At 54.3% G+C, this 14,145-nt stretch carries 13 protein-coding genes; 4 read left to right on the top strand and 9 right to left on the bottom strand.

Translation table 11 applies throughout. From position 1 onward, the window contains the following. Window positions 1–29: 29 nt before the first annotated feature. Together ACJJIS_RS14670 and ACJJIS_RS14675 are read right to left on the bottom strand one after the other, a co-directional pair. Complete coding sequence (locus ACJJIS_RS14670) at window positions 30–491, bottom strand: TlpA family protein disulfide reductase (RefSeq protein ID WP_475708413.1); 462 nt, start codon at window positions 489–491, stop codon at window positions 30–32. Further along, window positions 409–1,812 carry a YihY family inner membrane protein gene (locus tag ACJJIS_RS14675; protein WP_444915969.1) on the bottom strand — a complete coding sequence of 468 codons (1,404 nt, stop codon included), beginning with the start codon at window positions 1,810–1,812 and terminating at the stop codon, window positions 409–411. The genes ACJJIS_RS14670 and ACJJIS_RS14675 overlap by 83 nt, the downstream gene beginning before the upstream one ends. A 172-nt stretch (window positions 1,813–1,984) precedes the next feature. Here ACJJIS_RS14675 and arsC point away from each other — a divergent pair, with 172 nt between their 5' ends. From arsC to sppA, 4 genes are all read left to right on the top strand, one after another. Beyond that, a complete protein-coding gene (arsC, locus tag ACJJIS_RS14680) occupies window positions 1,985–2,329 on the top strand; it encodes an arsenate reductase (glutaredoxin) (protein ID WP_282931887.1) in 345 nt (114 codons plus the stop codon). Next, a complete protein-coding gene (wrbA, locus tag ACJJIS_RS14685; protein ID WP_413664963.1) occupies window positions 2,329–2,949 on the top strand; it encodes an NAD(P)H:quinone oxidoreductase in 621 nt (206 codons plus the stop codon). Before arsC ends, wrbA begins: the two co-directional genes overlap by 1 nt. A gap of 10 nt (window positions 2,950–2,959) precedes the next feature. Beyond that, window positions 2,960–3,307: a DUF2069 domain-containing protein gene (locus tag ACJJIS_RS14690; RefSeq protein ID WP_413664962.1), complete on the top strand. Its 348-nt coding sequence runs from the start codon at window positions 2,960–2,962 to the stop codon at window positions 3,305–3,307. 86 nt (window positions 3,308–3,393) lie between these two features. Next, window positions 3,394–5,259: a signal peptide peptidase SppA gene (gene sppA, locus ACJJIS_RS14695; RefSeq protein ID WP_475708414.1), complete on the top strand. Its 1,866-nt coding sequence runs from the start codon at window positions 3,394–3,396 to the stop codon at window positions 5,257–5,259. 30 nt (window positions 5,260–5,289) lie between these two features. Here sppA and ACJJIS_RS14700 read toward each other — a convergent pair whose 3' ends face one another. From ACJJIS_RS14700 to purF, 7 genes are all read right to left on the bottom strand, one after another. Then, on the bottom strand, window positions 5,290–5,583 hold the full coding sequence (locus tag ACJJIS_RS14700; protein WP_475708415.1) for a DUF3175 domain-containing protein: 294 nt from the start codon (window positions 5,581–5,583) through the stop codon (window positions 5,290–5,292). Window positions 5,584–5,922: 339 nt separating this feature from the next. Beyond that, on the bottom strand, window positions 5,923–7,131 hold the full coding sequence (locus tag ACJJIS_RS14705; protein WP_475708416.1) for an MFS transporter: 1,209 nt from the start codon (window positions 7,129–7,131) through the stop codon (window positions 5,923–5,925). A gap of 36 nt (window positions 7,132–7,167) precedes the next feature. After that, complete coding sequence (locus tag ACJJIS_RS14710) at window positions 7,168–9,198, bottom strand: transglutaminase TgpA family protein (protein WP_475708417.1); 2,031 nt, start codon at window positions 9,196–9,198, stop codon at window positions 7,168–7,170. Then, a complete protein-coding gene (locus ACJJIS_RS14715) occupies window positions 9,198–10,208 on the bottom strand; it encodes a DUF58 domain-containing protein (protein ID WP_475708418.1) in 1,011 nt (336 codons plus the stop codon). The genes ACJJIS_RS14710 and ACJJIS_RS14715 overlap by 1 nt, the downstream gene beginning before the upstream one ends. A 4-nt stretch (window positions 10,209–10,212) precedes the next feature. Beyond that, entirely contained in the window at window positions 10,213–11,124 is a 912-nt protein-coding gene (locus ACJJIS_RS14720) for an AAA family ATPase (RefSeq protein WP_445363692.1), read from the bottom strand. A 138-nt stretch (window positions 11,125–11,262) separates the two neighbouring features. Further along, window positions 11,263–12,444 (bottom strand): O-succinylhomoserine sulfhydrylase, encoded by a 1,182-nt coding sequence (locus ACJJIS_RS14725; protein ID WP_444916538.1) that lies wholly within the window; start codon window positions 12,442–12,444, stop codon window positions 11,263–11,265. Between the two features lie 184 nt (window positions 12,445–12,628). After that, on the bottom strand, window positions 12,629–14,116 hold the full coding sequence (purF, locus tag ACJJIS_RS14730; RefSeq protein ID WP_282931878.1) for an amidophosphoribosyltransferase: 1,488 nt from the start codon (window positions 14,114–14,116) through the stop codon (window positions 12,629–12,631). Window positions 14,117–14,145: the final 29 nt, after the last annotated feature.

Raw genomic sequence — 14,145 nt, forward strand, 5'->3', positions numbered from 1 at the left:
GGCTTTTACCAGCACTCCATTAGTACTCGCTATAAATTGAGAGCCGAAATAAAGTCGTCTCTATCCTGCGGCCCAACCAATGTTTTATGCCAGCGACCATCGGTACCAATAATGAACGTAGAAGGCAGCACCTCCGGCTTCTCCTGCCCCCAGCGCCCTTGCGGTTCGGCCACTAGAACGGGAAAAGTAATACCCAACTTATCCGCCTGTTTTTGTATTTCCGCAATCGGTAAATTGTCGAAGTTCACCCCAACAACAACGATATTGTTGTTACCGTCGGCCAGTTGGTTAAGGACCGGGATCTCCTCTCGACAGGGCTTACACCACTCTGCCCAATAGTTAACCAGCAAAACCTTACCCGATACATCCAACTCTTCCCCATCAATGGCTAGAAGCGATTTATCGTCTTTAGCGCAGGCGCTTATTCCGCATACCAACAAAAGAAAGGTGACCGCTGCTGCTCTTGTCATCTTCACTTTGACTATTTTCATCAGGCCCACTTTCTCCCCCGGTTTCAGAGTTTGTTTGCTTATCATCAGTCCCACCGTCGTGGCCCAGCTCAAGGGGCTTATCTTCAGCTTCCTTTTGCTCGGCCTCCAGGAACAACTCCCCAACAGTAATACCTAATTGCTCCCGGGTTGACTCTCTGGCATTGGCAAAGCGTTGCTCTACCTCTCCATACCAGGGCAATCCATCCAGACTCGCAGGAATTCCACTGGGCATCCAATCCGAACTCAGCCAACCTGCCAATTCAACCAGGGACACCGTATTCAGGTCCCTCAGCAAAACATAATCATTGCGATCAGTCTGGGTCACCATACGATTAGCCTGAAGGATATTCCGCAACCTTCGCCACTGAACAAACTTGATTCCCATACGGGAAATATCTCGCTCCTTCAGAGGCCTCCCCTTCGCGCATTTCTTATACATCTGCCAGAGAACAATAAGGAGGGCAACCAGGTCAGAATGCTCCCGCTCCTGGGTCGCAGCTTGATAAACCGATAGTGTGCGCACCAACACACAGCCGGCCAATACCAGTATCCACATCAGATAAATCCAAAGCAGGAACAGGGGAACAACAGCGAATGCGCCGTAGATTGCCTGGACCGAACTCCGCGCTACCAACAAGCCGAATAAGTACTTCATAACCTCGAAAACAATCGAGATTATGATCCCCCCCTCTATTCCGTGGCGCAACGGGACATAGCAATTGGGCACAGCGATGAACAATAGGGTAAAAACTATGGAGCTGAAAACAAATGGTAGAATCCTGAATAACAACGAAGTTACCTCAAAGGAATCAGCTCCACCCAAGAAAAATTTTTGAGAAAAGACAAAAGTACTTGTCGCCAGTCCCGCCCCTAATAGGATTGGACCGAGACTCAATATCGCCCAGTACAAAAGAAAACTCGAAACCCCGCTGCGGCCTTTTTGGACGTCCCAGATAGAGTTAAAGGTCCCCTCGATGCCGCGAAGGGTCAAACCCGCAGTAATAATCAGCATCGCGATACCAACGCCAGTCAAACGCTGTGCCTGTTCGGAAAAACTGCTGATATATTTTTGGATCTCGCGCCCACTCTGAGGCAAAAAGTGGGTGAACAGTTGATCCTGTAACCTACTCTGCAAGCCGGCAAAGTCGGGAAACAGTGATAACATGGCGTAGCTCACCGTCACTAGGGGAACTATGCCAAACAGTGTCAGGTAAGTGAGAGCAGCCGCGCGTTGCCGACAATCCTTTTCATCAAACAGTTTCCACAGTGACGTCGCAAAGCGCAGCCAGTGGTTTCCCCAATCCTTTACGGTGCTTCTCATTGTGATCTCTCTATGCCTGGACATCTCGCCCAGGCCGCAGTATTACTGCCCCAAATAGCCAAGGAGCTCCCGAAAACCCCGCAGGACGTTGGGGGGATTATTCAGAAGCGACTTAGAACTCCGCAACATTCTTCGGTTAGAATACGCCAAACAGTAACAGGATGCCGCCACAATGTGGACGATTTACCACAACCCCCGCTGCTCAAAATCCCGCCAAACCCTACAGCTATTGCAGGATAACGGTATTGAACCGGAGGTGGTTCTCTATCTACAAACCCCACCTTCTGCCGAGGATATTCAGCAGTTGCTGCACAAACTGGATATTGATGCACGACAGTTGTTGCGCACTGGTGAAGAACCCTACAAGCAGTTAAACCTGAAAGACAAAGATCTGGCCGAATCCCAGTTAATTGACGCAATGGCTCAAAACCCTATTTTGATCCAACGCCCGATCGTTATAAAAGGCGACAAAGCAGTGATAGGGCGGCCCCCTGAAAATGTACTGGGGCTGATCTGATGGATCGGGACAACGAAGGCTATGTCCTCATCCTCTACTACAGCCGCACCGGCGCTACAGCGCGCATGGCCACCGAACTGGCTCGCGGCGTAGAGGCCAGTGGGATTACCGCTCGCCTGCGCACCGTGCCCGGCGTATCTCCAGACACTGAAGCCAGCGAGCCGCCGGTACCCACCGAAGGTGCCCCCTACTGTACAATCGAGGACCTGCGCAATTGCTCCGGTTTACTGATGGGCAGCCCCACCCGCTTTGGCAACATGGCCTCTCCGCTGCGCTATTTCCTTGACCAAACCAGTGATATTTGGCTCGATGGCAGCCTTACCGGTAAGCCGGCTGCGGTATTTACCGCCACTGGCAGTCTTCACGGTGGTCAGGAAACTACGCTGGTATCCATGATGCTGCCCCTGCTGCACCACGGCATGTTAATCGCCGGCATCCCATACTCCGAAGCCGCCTTAATGCGCACCCGCACTGGCGGCACACCTTATGGTGCCTCACACTGGTCCGGTGAACATGCCACATCGCTTTCCGATGACGAAGTAACCCTGTGCCGGGCACTGGGCAAGCGAGTCGGCAGCCTGGCACAGACGCTGGATAATGCACATAACGGCGACAACTAGAGGATAAAGTGTGAACGATTCTGTACAGCGCAAGCTCAAGATAGCGCTGCGAATTAACTGGATTTGTTATATCGGCATGCTCGTACTGTTTGTCGTCTGGAATCTATTCCTCGAAGGCGGCTCATTGTTCCTATGGTGCTTGCAGACCATACCACTGCTGTTGGTACTACCTGGGTTACTAAAGCAGCACTATCGTAGCTACTTGTGGCTCTGTTTTATTCTCTTGCTGTATATCACTGCCAGTATTGTCGACGTAATGATGCCTACACGCGGCTGGCAGGATGGCGTACTGGTAGTCCTTAGCCTTATCCTATTCTTTTCATCAATGATGAGCAGCCGCTGGCATCGTATGCAATAGCCACCGGCACTACTCACATTGCTAATGATTTTGTAACTGATAAATAGACAACGCTTGCCCCTCAGCGCACTAAGGAGTTTTGAGGTTTGACTGATTCATCCAATGAGAAAGGACTGTTCCGCAGCTTTTTTGGTGCCATTGGCGGCTCAATTACCTGGCTGAGGCGAGTGTTTACCAACCTGGTATTCCTGTTAATACTGGTATTGCTGGGTATCGCAATTTTTGGCAAAGACGAACAGCTGGTAGTCCCACAAGGCGCGGCCCTGCGCGTGGCTCCGAGTGGATTTCTGGTAGATGAGCTCAGCCAGCCCAGCGGATTACCGATTTTCTTCGGTGGCTCCCAGGGGCCAGCGGAAATCAGGGTTAAGGATCTTGTCGACTCTATCGACAAAGCCGCACAGGACAAACGCATTTCCGCACTGGTGCTGGAGCTCGACAATATGGTCGGCGGCAGTCTCAGCAAGCTCGACGAGATTGGCGCAGCCCTGCAGCGCTTCAAGGCAGCCGACAAGCCCATTTATGCGGTGGGTGATAACTACACCCAGGCGCAATATTTCCTCGCCAGCCATGCCGACAAGGTGTACCTGAATCCAATGGGTTCCGTGATGCTCACCGGCTTTGGCGTCTATCGGAATTACTATAAAAGCGCCCTCGAAAAGCTCAAAGTCAATTTCCACGTGTTCCGCGTTGGCGACTACAAGGATTTTATCGAACCCTATACTCGTGACGACATGTCTCCGGCTTCCCGTGAGAATAACCAGCGCTGGCTGCATGAACTCTGGGGTGAATACACCGAACAGGTAACCGGCCTTCGCAACCTGCCAACTGAAAGCATCGATCTATTTATCGACGAGTTACCCCAGAAACTGCAGCAGCATGAGGGCGACTGGGCACGTACTGCTCTGGCCAATAAACTGGTCGACCAACTCGCCAACCGCAACTTGGCAGTTCAAGAGCTACGCAAAACCATTGGTGAAGATGAGAACGATGAACGCAGTTATAAGGCCATCGATGCCCTCACCTATTTACGCAGCCAAAAGCTCAGCGAAGTCGCCGCCAAGAAAGAACCCAATAAGATTGCCTTAATCACCGCAAGCGGTTCTATTGTCGATGGCCGCGCTCCCGCCGGCAGGATCGGCAGCGAAAGCCTGGGAGAACTAATCGCACAGGCACGCAAAAAAGAAGTTGATGCACTGGTTCTGCGCATTGACAGTGGCGGCGGCTCCGCCTTCGCATCAGAAGCAATTCGACAAGAGCTACTCGCCACCCGCGAAGCCGATATCCCTGTCGTTATCTCCATGGGCAGTCTGGCCGCATCTGGAGGCTACTGGATTGCTACCGGCGGCGATCGAATCTGGGCCTCTCCCGCAACCCTGACAGGCTCCATTGGCGTATTTGGCGCCTTCCCAACCTTTGAAGATTCCCTCGAGGCACTGGGTATTTATACCGATGGTGTGGGCACTTCAGACCTGGCCGGCAGCATGCGGTTGGATCGTGCGCTACCCGAGGCAGCCGCCAGTATCCTGCAACAGGGAGTGGATAATACCTACGCCAGGTTCCTGAGAATTGTGGCCGAGTCCCGTGGCAGCACTCCCAAGGAAGTGCACAAAATTGCCCAGGGCCAGGTCTGGACCGGGCGCGCGGCTAAAAACCTGGGGCTGGTAGACGATCTGGGCAATCTCAATGACGCCATTGCCGACGCCGCACAGCTTGCTGAGATCGAAGAATACGATGTAATAGAGATCCAGCGCGAGCTGACTCCCGGCGAAAGATTCCTGCGCGCCCTGAGCGATAATGTGGATGCACGTATCGCCGCCAGCCTTGAGGCAAACCTGCCACTCGGCGCCTGGTTAAACAGCTTACAACCGGTTTTGGCACCAATCGGCGAACTGCAGAGCTTCCGCGACCCGCGCGGACTCTACGTGCGCTGCCTGCCCTGCCTAGCCCCCTAGAAGACTTCATCGCCTCTACCCCGCGTCGGCTCAATGCCGGCGCGGGCGCCCATAAAGCTCACGCAATTCATTTTTCGCAGCCTCCAGGATTCTACGCCTGCGCGCAGGTAAGTGGTGACCCGCACGATTGATATAAAAAGTGAGCATAGACATGGCTGAACGGAAAGGCTCTGATTTGCGCTGCTGACTGGCCTCTGCTGCACTCTTCAGGGATTTGGCTATCGCTTTTGGATCATCCAGGCTAAATACACCGGCTTCAAGGTCCAGCGCATGGCTGTTTGTCGTGACTCTCTGTGACCATTTGGCACTTGTTACTGATACCAAACCCCACCTCCATAACCGCAGTTCCCTGTTAAATATATGGTGGCTCAACCGGATTTGGTCGTTGCGGGATTCCTAAGGAGCCCCTGAATAACTCCGTAATGCCTCTGCGGGTCTTGAAGGGTGCTGATGTTAGGCGCAGCTCGCCGCGAATGGCCGTAGCCCTTTGCAAGAGCTGCAACGCAGCAGATGCGGCCTTCAAGGCCCGCCCTTCGGGGCTTGCAGAGCGATTCACACTCCGCGTTGCGACTTCTTGAAAGGTCTAGACATTCCTGCAAAGCCGCGCCTTGATTGTGAACCGCTCTGCATGCCAGAGGTATCACGGAGCTATTCAGAGGCTCCCTAAACCTCGCTATCGGAAATTTTAACCTGCCGTAGAGCCCCACTCAGGGCAACCAGTGCGAATGCCAATAAACTCAGGATTCCCGCCCACAATAGTGTCGTCAGAGGCGCTGCAACCTCGCTCAAAACACCCGCAGCCAGGGCTCCCAGCGCCGCAGAACCAAACAGGGCAAATTGATAAATGGAGATGATGCGACTGCGATAATCCGCCGGCGCCAGCAATTGCACAATGCCTCGCCCCAACCCTGCGGAGGCTGCCGCAACCGCCCCCCAACACAGACACAACAGAATCAAGCCAAACTTTGTTGGCCCCAGGCTGATAGCAATCAAGAGTGCTGCGCTGTAAAGCAAGCACATCAAAATTCCCCGCCCTGGCTCTTGTCCCTGCCCCCGTCTCAACATAGTCACCGTCGCGATCACCGTGCCCGCTATAAATGCCAGCTGCAGGGTCGCGTAGTAACCGGCACCGCGACCGTAGTCCGCAGCCAGCAGCGGTAAGACCACCAGGAAAACCCCGATATGCACAAAGCCATTGAATGCCATCAATGCGGTCAGCTCCCGCAAAACCGGGTGTTTCCATGCCTGACTGAGACCATCCAGAATCAGGGTATGGGGTCGCTTCTCTGGTGTCTTTTGACGCTCTTGAGGCTGGCGCAAGGAGAAAAGCAATAATGAAGCCACTAGCACAACGGCAATCTGTACACCCAGCAAGTGCTGCAAGCCCCACTGGTCAAATCGACTCGCTAGCAGCATACCCACTGCCTGGCCGCCGTACTGCGCCAACATCATCCAGGTTACGGTTTTTTGCACGCCTCGCTCAGTGGCCTGCCCCTTGCGGTTGCGGGCACTGCGCTGCACCAGATTGTCCCGTGCCGGCTGTAAAAAAGCGCTGCACACCCCCAGGCAAATTCCGTAAACCATCAAGGTGGATAAATTCAGGACATGGAAGGTGAAATACAACAGCAATGCGGTATGACAAAGCGCCAGGCCCAAGCAGGCCAGAGCCGACACCAGAGCCGGATCTCGCCTATCCGCCAAAGCGCCGCCAAACAACAGGAATACCAGGTTTGGCAGCAATACTGATGCCTGAATCCACCCCAATTGCAGGGCGGGAAGATCCACGATCGTCAGTGCGATCCAGGGCAGCAATATCACCTGCAACCCGGTTGCCAGGGAGGTGCCGCTATAGCCCAGCAGAAATCTTTGCAATTGGGTTGGCATTCTAGATACGAAATAACTCAATGATTAATAACCTGCCAACTCACGCTTGTGCGGCGTCATATTTGCCGAGTGCCGCAACCAGAAATACCAGCTTGATAGCTTTCGAAGTGTTCTTAGCCCAGAGCCATCACCACCATAGGCGGCAGACTCAAAAGCCTCTGTCACTGCTGCGGCATAACCAGACATCTCCGGTTTTTCCTCGGCAATCCGGCGGGCATAGGATCCTGCAGTCTCACCGGAATGCCGCTGGACCCCATTGCGGGCCATGCGCCGGCAAAAGCGCTGGTAGAGCTTCTCCGCAGGCGCCAACTTGGGTCCTCCTGCGGAGCGGGCCGCCCATAAACTGATCCCCAACAAAAGCACAAGAATCGGCGCCCCCAGTAATAGGGCGATACGCATTGGAGACAGATCACCAAATAGCCGCTGTAACAAATTCTGCTGTCGATCGGCATCAAAGCTCACTACGGTTTGATACCAACGGTAGTTGATCATATCCCACTGTAAGCGCAACTGGCTGAGAATGCCGATACGGTGCAAGGGAAATAGGGAGTCCTGCATAAACTCTTCACCCGCCGCACTCTCCAGACCGTCGCGCACCCGCTCCGGAGCTACTGCCGCTGTGGGGTCTACACGCTGCCAGCCTTGGCCGTCGAGCCAAATTTCTGCCCAGGCATGGGCGTCGTACTCTCGCACCAATAAGTACTCTTCTCCACTGACCCACTCACCGCCCTGGTAACCAGCCACTACTCGCGCCGGTATCCCCGCTGCGCGCATAGCAAACACATAACTACCGGCAAAGTGCTCGCAGAAGCCCTGCTGGCTATCGAAAAGAAACTCATCAATAGTATCGCCGCCCAGTGCTGGAGGCTTCAGGGTATAAGTGAAAGCACTGTGGAAGTGCGACAGCAGCTGGGAGGAAACCGCCTCAGCACTGAGCCCCTGATCTCGTAGGGAAGCCATCCACTGACGAGTACGGCTATTGCCGAAACTGGGAAGTTGCAAATTCCTGCGCCGCTCCGCATTGCTGAGAGTAGCACTGAGTGACAGGGTTTCTCTCGGCCAGGAACTTACCTGGTAAGAAAAGCGGTTGAAAACCGGGGTCCGTTTTACCAGGCGATCATCCGCTGTCTCTCCCACACCCGCGCTCTCTGAAGCCGGTTTTGCCATAGCGAATAGCCAAGGGCTGCGGCTCGCTTCCTGGATAACCTGGTAGCGATAACGGGGACCCACTTGCGGAAGCACCTGCTCACCACTTCTCCAATACACTCGCCCGCCATTTCGAGGGTCAACACCATAGCCCTGGCGCCAGGTACGCCCATCAAATTCCGAGTACACCAAGCCCCTCCAGTAGCGCTGCTCTGGCGGGGGCACTGGTCCATCAAAGGAGATACGCAAGGTCGGCTTGCTGGATTTGGAAAGCTCAGTAAAGTCTCCCGGGGCCATCGAATCACTGACACCGGTACGCCCAGCGGAGGTATTCTGCGGCACAGACCAAAGGGGCCCCAGCCTAGGCATCACCAAAAACAACAACACCATTAACGGCGTGGCCTGTGCCACCAACCGCAGGGATAATCCCAGAGCCCGGCGCGGGCGCGCACTAAAGTGTCCCAGCTGCGCCGCCAGGGCTGCAGTAATTACCAACACACTCAGTAAACCGTAAAGTGCATAGGGAATGGTCTGCTCTTGCACAAACAGAGTGGCGGCTACGAAGTAGGCCAGCAGTAGACTGACAAAGGCATCCCTGCGGCTGACCAGTTCGAGATTTTTCAGGGTGAATGACAGCGCCAAGAGTGCAATCATCGGCTCCAAAGCAAACAAGCGCCGATAGGACAGAGCCAGTCCCGCCACCGTCAATAGAATCACTGTCAGTTTAAGAGCGCGGCCGGGTAAATCCCTGCGCCCGCGAAAGACTTCCAGGCGCCAATAAACCGCAAAGGCCCAGGCAAAAGCCACCCACAGTGGCAGCATTGTGAATTGCGGCAAAAGGGCGACAAACTGGGCAGCAAAAATCCACAGCAAACTTTCCCTGGGCAATAAATCCTTATTCGCAATCATCACTGGCCTCGCCCGGGGTACAGGGCCAATGCCTGCAAGACCTGCTGCTGATGCTCGGGACCGAGCGAAGGCTCTATTGAAATGCCAGGCAGGCACAAACCGTATGCAATGCCTTGCTTTTCCGCTTGTAGGGTCCAGTCACAGAGATTGCTCAGACGCATCTCTATATCCCTACCATCGAGTAAACCCCAGTCGAGCCACAAGCGCGTGTCAGTTTTGCGCTCATAGTCCTTACTGTAAAGATCGCGCCCGGCCGCGTATTGCTTCCAGGCTACATGGCGTAACGAGTCACCCGCTTGATAGGGTTTTAGCGCTGCAAAATCATCTCCCCCCCGCTTCACCTCACCGAACTCCCCCTCGGCAACAGTCTCTCCTAACGGTAAAGGGCCCACAGAAATTGGACGGGGGTAAACCAAAAATTCAACATCCAGGTCAATGCGGCTCCAGCAGCGAAATAACCCGAGAGGGAAACGACTTTCAACCCTCAACCGAGGTGCCTGCACTCGCCCACGTTTTACTACCGGCATAGAGATACAAATATCCGCACTTTTCTGCTCGCACAAATCCACGCGACTGCCCTGCTCCGGTGGCCAACTCAGCTCGAGCCATTCCCGCTCCCGCTTGCCCTCACAACTGACATTAATTTCCGCCTCGGCAAAATCACCAGCAAAAGCTGCTCGGGTATCCACAAGGCGCAAGTGCACGCCACTTAAATTGGCAAAGGTGTGTAGTGGTAGCACCGCCAAAATGCTGACCAACAAAAATGTCAGAGCGAAAACCAGATTGTTTTCATAATTGGTGCCCAGCAACCACAATAATGCCACCACTATTAGGAAACCTAAGCCTGCGCGCGTGGGCAGGATAAATAATCGGCTGTGGTTCAAGGTAATCGCTCGGGCCCGCGGTGCCCGGCGACTAAGCCAGCGCTGCATAAGGTTGCGCCAATATTCCACCAGCAGGTGTATCGGATTGCGGGAAGGGTTCCGACGTTGGGGGTGACTTACACTCATCGACTCAGGCCGCAATCACATCCACTTGGCGCATCAGACGCTCAACCAACTGCTCGCCGTTGCTGCCATCGCTCTGTAATCGATGTCCTGCCACCGCCGGCAACACAGCCTGGATATCCTCAGGCAAAACATGGCCACGATTGTGAATCAACGCCCAGGCTTTGGCTGCGCGCAAAAGGGCCAAAGCGCCTCGGGGTGATAAACCCACTGCGCAATCCGGGCTCTGGCGGGTTTGCAAAACCAGTCGCTCCAGGTAATCCAACAGACTGTCAGAAGTTTTCACCTGTCCAACCAGGCTTTGCATTTTTCCGAGTGTGGCAATATCAATTCTGGGTTTTAATTTCGCCAGCTGCTGCCTCGGATCGGCCCCCATAAACAAAGCCCGCTCCGCCTCCCGGGTGGGATAACCGAGACTGATACGCATAAGGAAGCGATCCAGTTGGGATTCCGGCAATGCAAAGGTGCCCGATTGTTGCATCGGGTTTTGCGTGGCAATCACAAAAAATGGCTGGGGCAGTGTGCGGGTCTCGCCATCGACACTCACCTGGCGCTCTTCCATAGCTTCTAACAGCGCACTCTGGGTCTTTGGCGATGAGCGATTAATCTCATCCGCCAATAACACCTGGCTAAACACAGGTCCCTCGTGAAAGTGAAATTGGCTGGACTCCCGATCAAATATCGAAACACCAAGAATATCCGCCGGCAACATATCACTGGTGAACTGCACCCGCTTATAAGTTAGCCCCAGCACCTGTGCGAGTGCATGGGCCAAGGTGGTCTTACCCATACCCGGTAGGTCTTCGATCAACAGGTGGCCTTTTGATAACAAACAGGCCAACGCCAACTTCACCTGGCGCTCTTTACCTAATAAAACGCTGCCGATATCAGACACTATGGCGGAAACTATTTTTTGCACGGCAAATCCATTACTGCTCAATTTTTCTAAAGGGGGCTATTTCTGCACACCGACAGGGGCGCGACAAAATGCAAACACTACCGGAAGCAGCGAACAGTATTTCACTGTCCGCTAATAATCATAGGTAGCTGGGCGCGCTTATAACTGGGATAATCCACGCATCAGGTCGCGCTTGAGGTCCTCAACATTTTCCAGCCCTACCGAAACACGAATCAAATTTTCGGTAATTCCGGCGCGAGCCTTATCTTCATCACTAAGGCGGCCGTGGGTTGTCGTGGCAGGGTGCACAATAGTGGTTTTTGCATCCCCCAAGTTGGCGGTGCAGGAGAGGATTTTACAATTGTCGATCACTTTCCAGGCAGCTTCGCGACCACCGCGCACAGTAAAACTCAGCACTGCGCCAAAAGCGTCCTGCTGTTCCCGAGCAAGGCGATGTTGGGGGTGTTTAGGCAAGCCGGTGTAATTCACCTTCTCCACCATTTCCTGCTCATCGAGCCACCAAGCCAAGTCGAGTGCATTGGTGCAATGCGCCTGCATACGCAGCTTTAAAGTTTCCAGGCCTTTGAGGAATACCCAGGCATTAAACGGGCTCATACTCGGTCCAGCAGTGCGCAGGAAAACCACCAACTCATCCATTACATCCTTGCGGCCAACAGCAACACCGCCCAGGGCCCGGCCCTGGCCGTCGAGGAATTTGGTTGCGGAGTGCACCACAATATCGGCGCCCATGGATAGAGGTCGCTGCAGTGCCGGGGTACAGAAACAGTTATCGACAACCAGCATGGCACCAGCGCTGTGGGCGACCTGTGCCAACGCGCGGATATCGGCTACTTCACACAGAGGGTTGGAAGGCGTCTCCATAAACAGCAGCTTGGTGGAACCATCTACGGCCTGCTTCCAGGCATCCATATCGGTCAAATCGACATAGCTCACCCGCACGCCGAACTTTTCCATATAGCGGCCAAATAAAGCCGTAGTTGTGCCGAAAACACTGCGGGAACAGATAACGTGGTCGCCACTTTTCAGTAACGCCATACAAATACTGAGAATGGCAGCCATGCCGCTAGCAGTGGCTACCGCAGCTTCACCGCCTTCGAGAGCAGCGATGCGCTCTTCAAAAGTGCGTACTGTGGGGTTGGTATAGCGGGAGTAGACGTTGCCGGAGCTTTCGCCAGAGAAGCGCGCAGCAGCCTCTGCAGCGGAGGGGAAAACATAACTGGAGGTGAGGTAAAGTGCCTCGGAGTGCTCTCCTTCCGGTGAGCGAACCTGGCCGGCGCGCACCGCCAGGGTTTCCAGAGCGTAACCGTCGTCTTCAAACATATACCGCTTCCTGGTCAGTATTTTTGGAAGCAGTCATCTTAACCGAAACGATCTTAACTGGCGCCCTCTTCTGCCGCGAGAAAAGGACGCTTACGCTTTTTTACTATTGGCAGGCTACAAAAAACGGTTTTTTGCCGCCCGCCAAATCAGGTAAGGGATATTTAGATATTCCCCCAAGGACGAATTACAAAGCGTTGGCGTCGGCCTTTTTACGCTTGGCCGTATCATTGCGCTGAGCGTGCAGGTCGTTCAGGTATTCCTCGTCCACATCACCGGTGATGTAATTGCCGTCGAATACAGAGCAATCAAAGCGATCAATTTTTTGCTTGCCGCCGCTGGAGCTGACTACCAGATCTTCCAGCTCCTGGTAGATCAACCAGTCTGCGCCAATCTCCTCACAGATTTCCTCGGTGGTGCGACCGTGAGCCACAAGCTCAGTGGCGGAGGGCATATCGATACCGTAGACATTCGGGTATTTTACCGCAGGGGCAGCACTGGCGAAGTACACTTTGGCAGCACCGGCATCGCGGGCCATCTGGATAATCTGCTTACAGGTAGTACCGCGCACAATGGAGTCATCTACCAGCAACACATTCTTGCCACGGAATTCCAGCTCGATGGCGTTGAGCTTCTGGCGAACCGACTTCTTGCGCTGCTTTTGACCGGGCATGATGAAGGTCCGGCCGATATAGCGGTTCTTCACCATACCTTCACGGAATTTCACCCCCAAGCGGTGGGCTACCGTCTGACCTGCTGTGCGGGCAGAATCCGGGATCGGGATAACCACGTCGATATCGTGATCCGGGCGCATGCTGAGAATTTTGTCCGCCAGATGCTCACCCTGACGCAAACGCGCCTTGTGTACCGATACGCCATCCATAATGGAGTCAGGACGGGCAAAGTACACATGCTCAAAAATACAGGGAGTCAAAGACGGGTTATCTGAACACTGCTCGGAGTGCACAGTGCCATCCAGCTCGATATAGAGCGCTTCGCCAGGAGCGACATCGCGCACCAAGGTGTAACCCAGTACGTCCAGAGCCACGGACTCGGAAGCCACCATATATTCGGTGCCCTTCTCGGTTTCACGCTTGCCGTAAACCAGTGGGCGAATTCCGTTGGGATCGCGGAAAGCAACAATACCGTAACCGACAATCAGGGCAACGCAAGCGTAGGCGCCGCGCACGCGCTTATGTACAGAGCGCATCGCACTGAAGATATCTTCGGCTTTCGGCTGCAGCTTGTGCAACTTGTGCAGCTCGTGGGCGAACACGTTCAGCAACACTTCCGAATCAGAATCTGTATTGATATGGCGCAGGTCCTGCTGGAAGATCTCATCGACCACCTCGTGCACATTGGTGAGGTTGCCGTTGTGAGCCATGGCGATGCCGTAGGGAGAGTTCACGTAGAACGGCTGAGCCAGCGCCGGGCCGGAGCTGCCGGCAGTGGGGTAGCGGACGTGACCAATACCAAAATTGCCTTTCAGACGCTCCATGTGGCGCGCGCGGAATACGTCGCGAACCAGACCATTGGCTTTCTGCTGGTTCAGGCGATCATCGTCACAGGTAACGATACCGGCGGCATCCTGTCCCCTGTGCTGTAGCAGAGTGAGCCCATCATAGAGCTGCAGATTGACGTCACTCTTACCGACGATACCGACGATACCACACATATATTTGACCCTATTGACTCGAGAAGAGC

This window comes from Microbulbifer maximicatervae (SeqCode), assembly GCF_056231245.1.

Excerpts from the sequence above, each read along its gene's own strand:
- ACJJIS_RS14725 (WP_444916538.1), bottom strand. The coding sequence starts at position 12,444 with ATGTTTGAAGACGACGGTTACGCTCTGGAAACCCTGGCGGTGCGCGCC.
- ACJJIS_RS14670 (WP_475708413.1), bottom strand. The coding sequence starts at position 491 with ATGAAAATAGTCAAAGTGAAGATGACAAGAGCAGCAGCGGTCACCTTT.
- arsC (WP_282931887.1), top strand. The coding sequence starts at position 1,985 with ATGTGGACGATTTACCACAACCCCCGCTGCTCAAAATCCCGCCAAACC.
- wrbA (WP_413664963.1), top strand. The coding sequence starts at position 2,329 with ATGGATCGGGACAACGAAGGCTATGTCCTCATCCTCTACTACAGCCGC.
- ACJJIS_RS14715 (WP_475708418.1), bottom strand. The coding sequence starts at position 10,208 with ATGAGTGTAAGTCACCCCCAACGTCGGAACCCTTCCCGCAATCCGATA.
- ACJJIS_RS14675 (WP_444915969.1), bottom strand. The coding sequence starts at position 1,812 with ATGAGAAGCACCGTAAAGGATTGGGGAAACCACTGGCTGCGCTTTGCG.
- purF (WP_282931878.1), bottom strand. The coding sequence starts at position 14,116 with ATGTGTGGTATCGTCGGTATCGTCGGTAAGAGTGACGTCAATCTGCAG.
- ACJJIS_RS14710 (WP_475708417.1), bottom strand. The coding sequence starts at position 9,198 with ATGATTGCGAATAAGGATTTATTGCCCAGGGAAAGTTTGCTGTGGATT.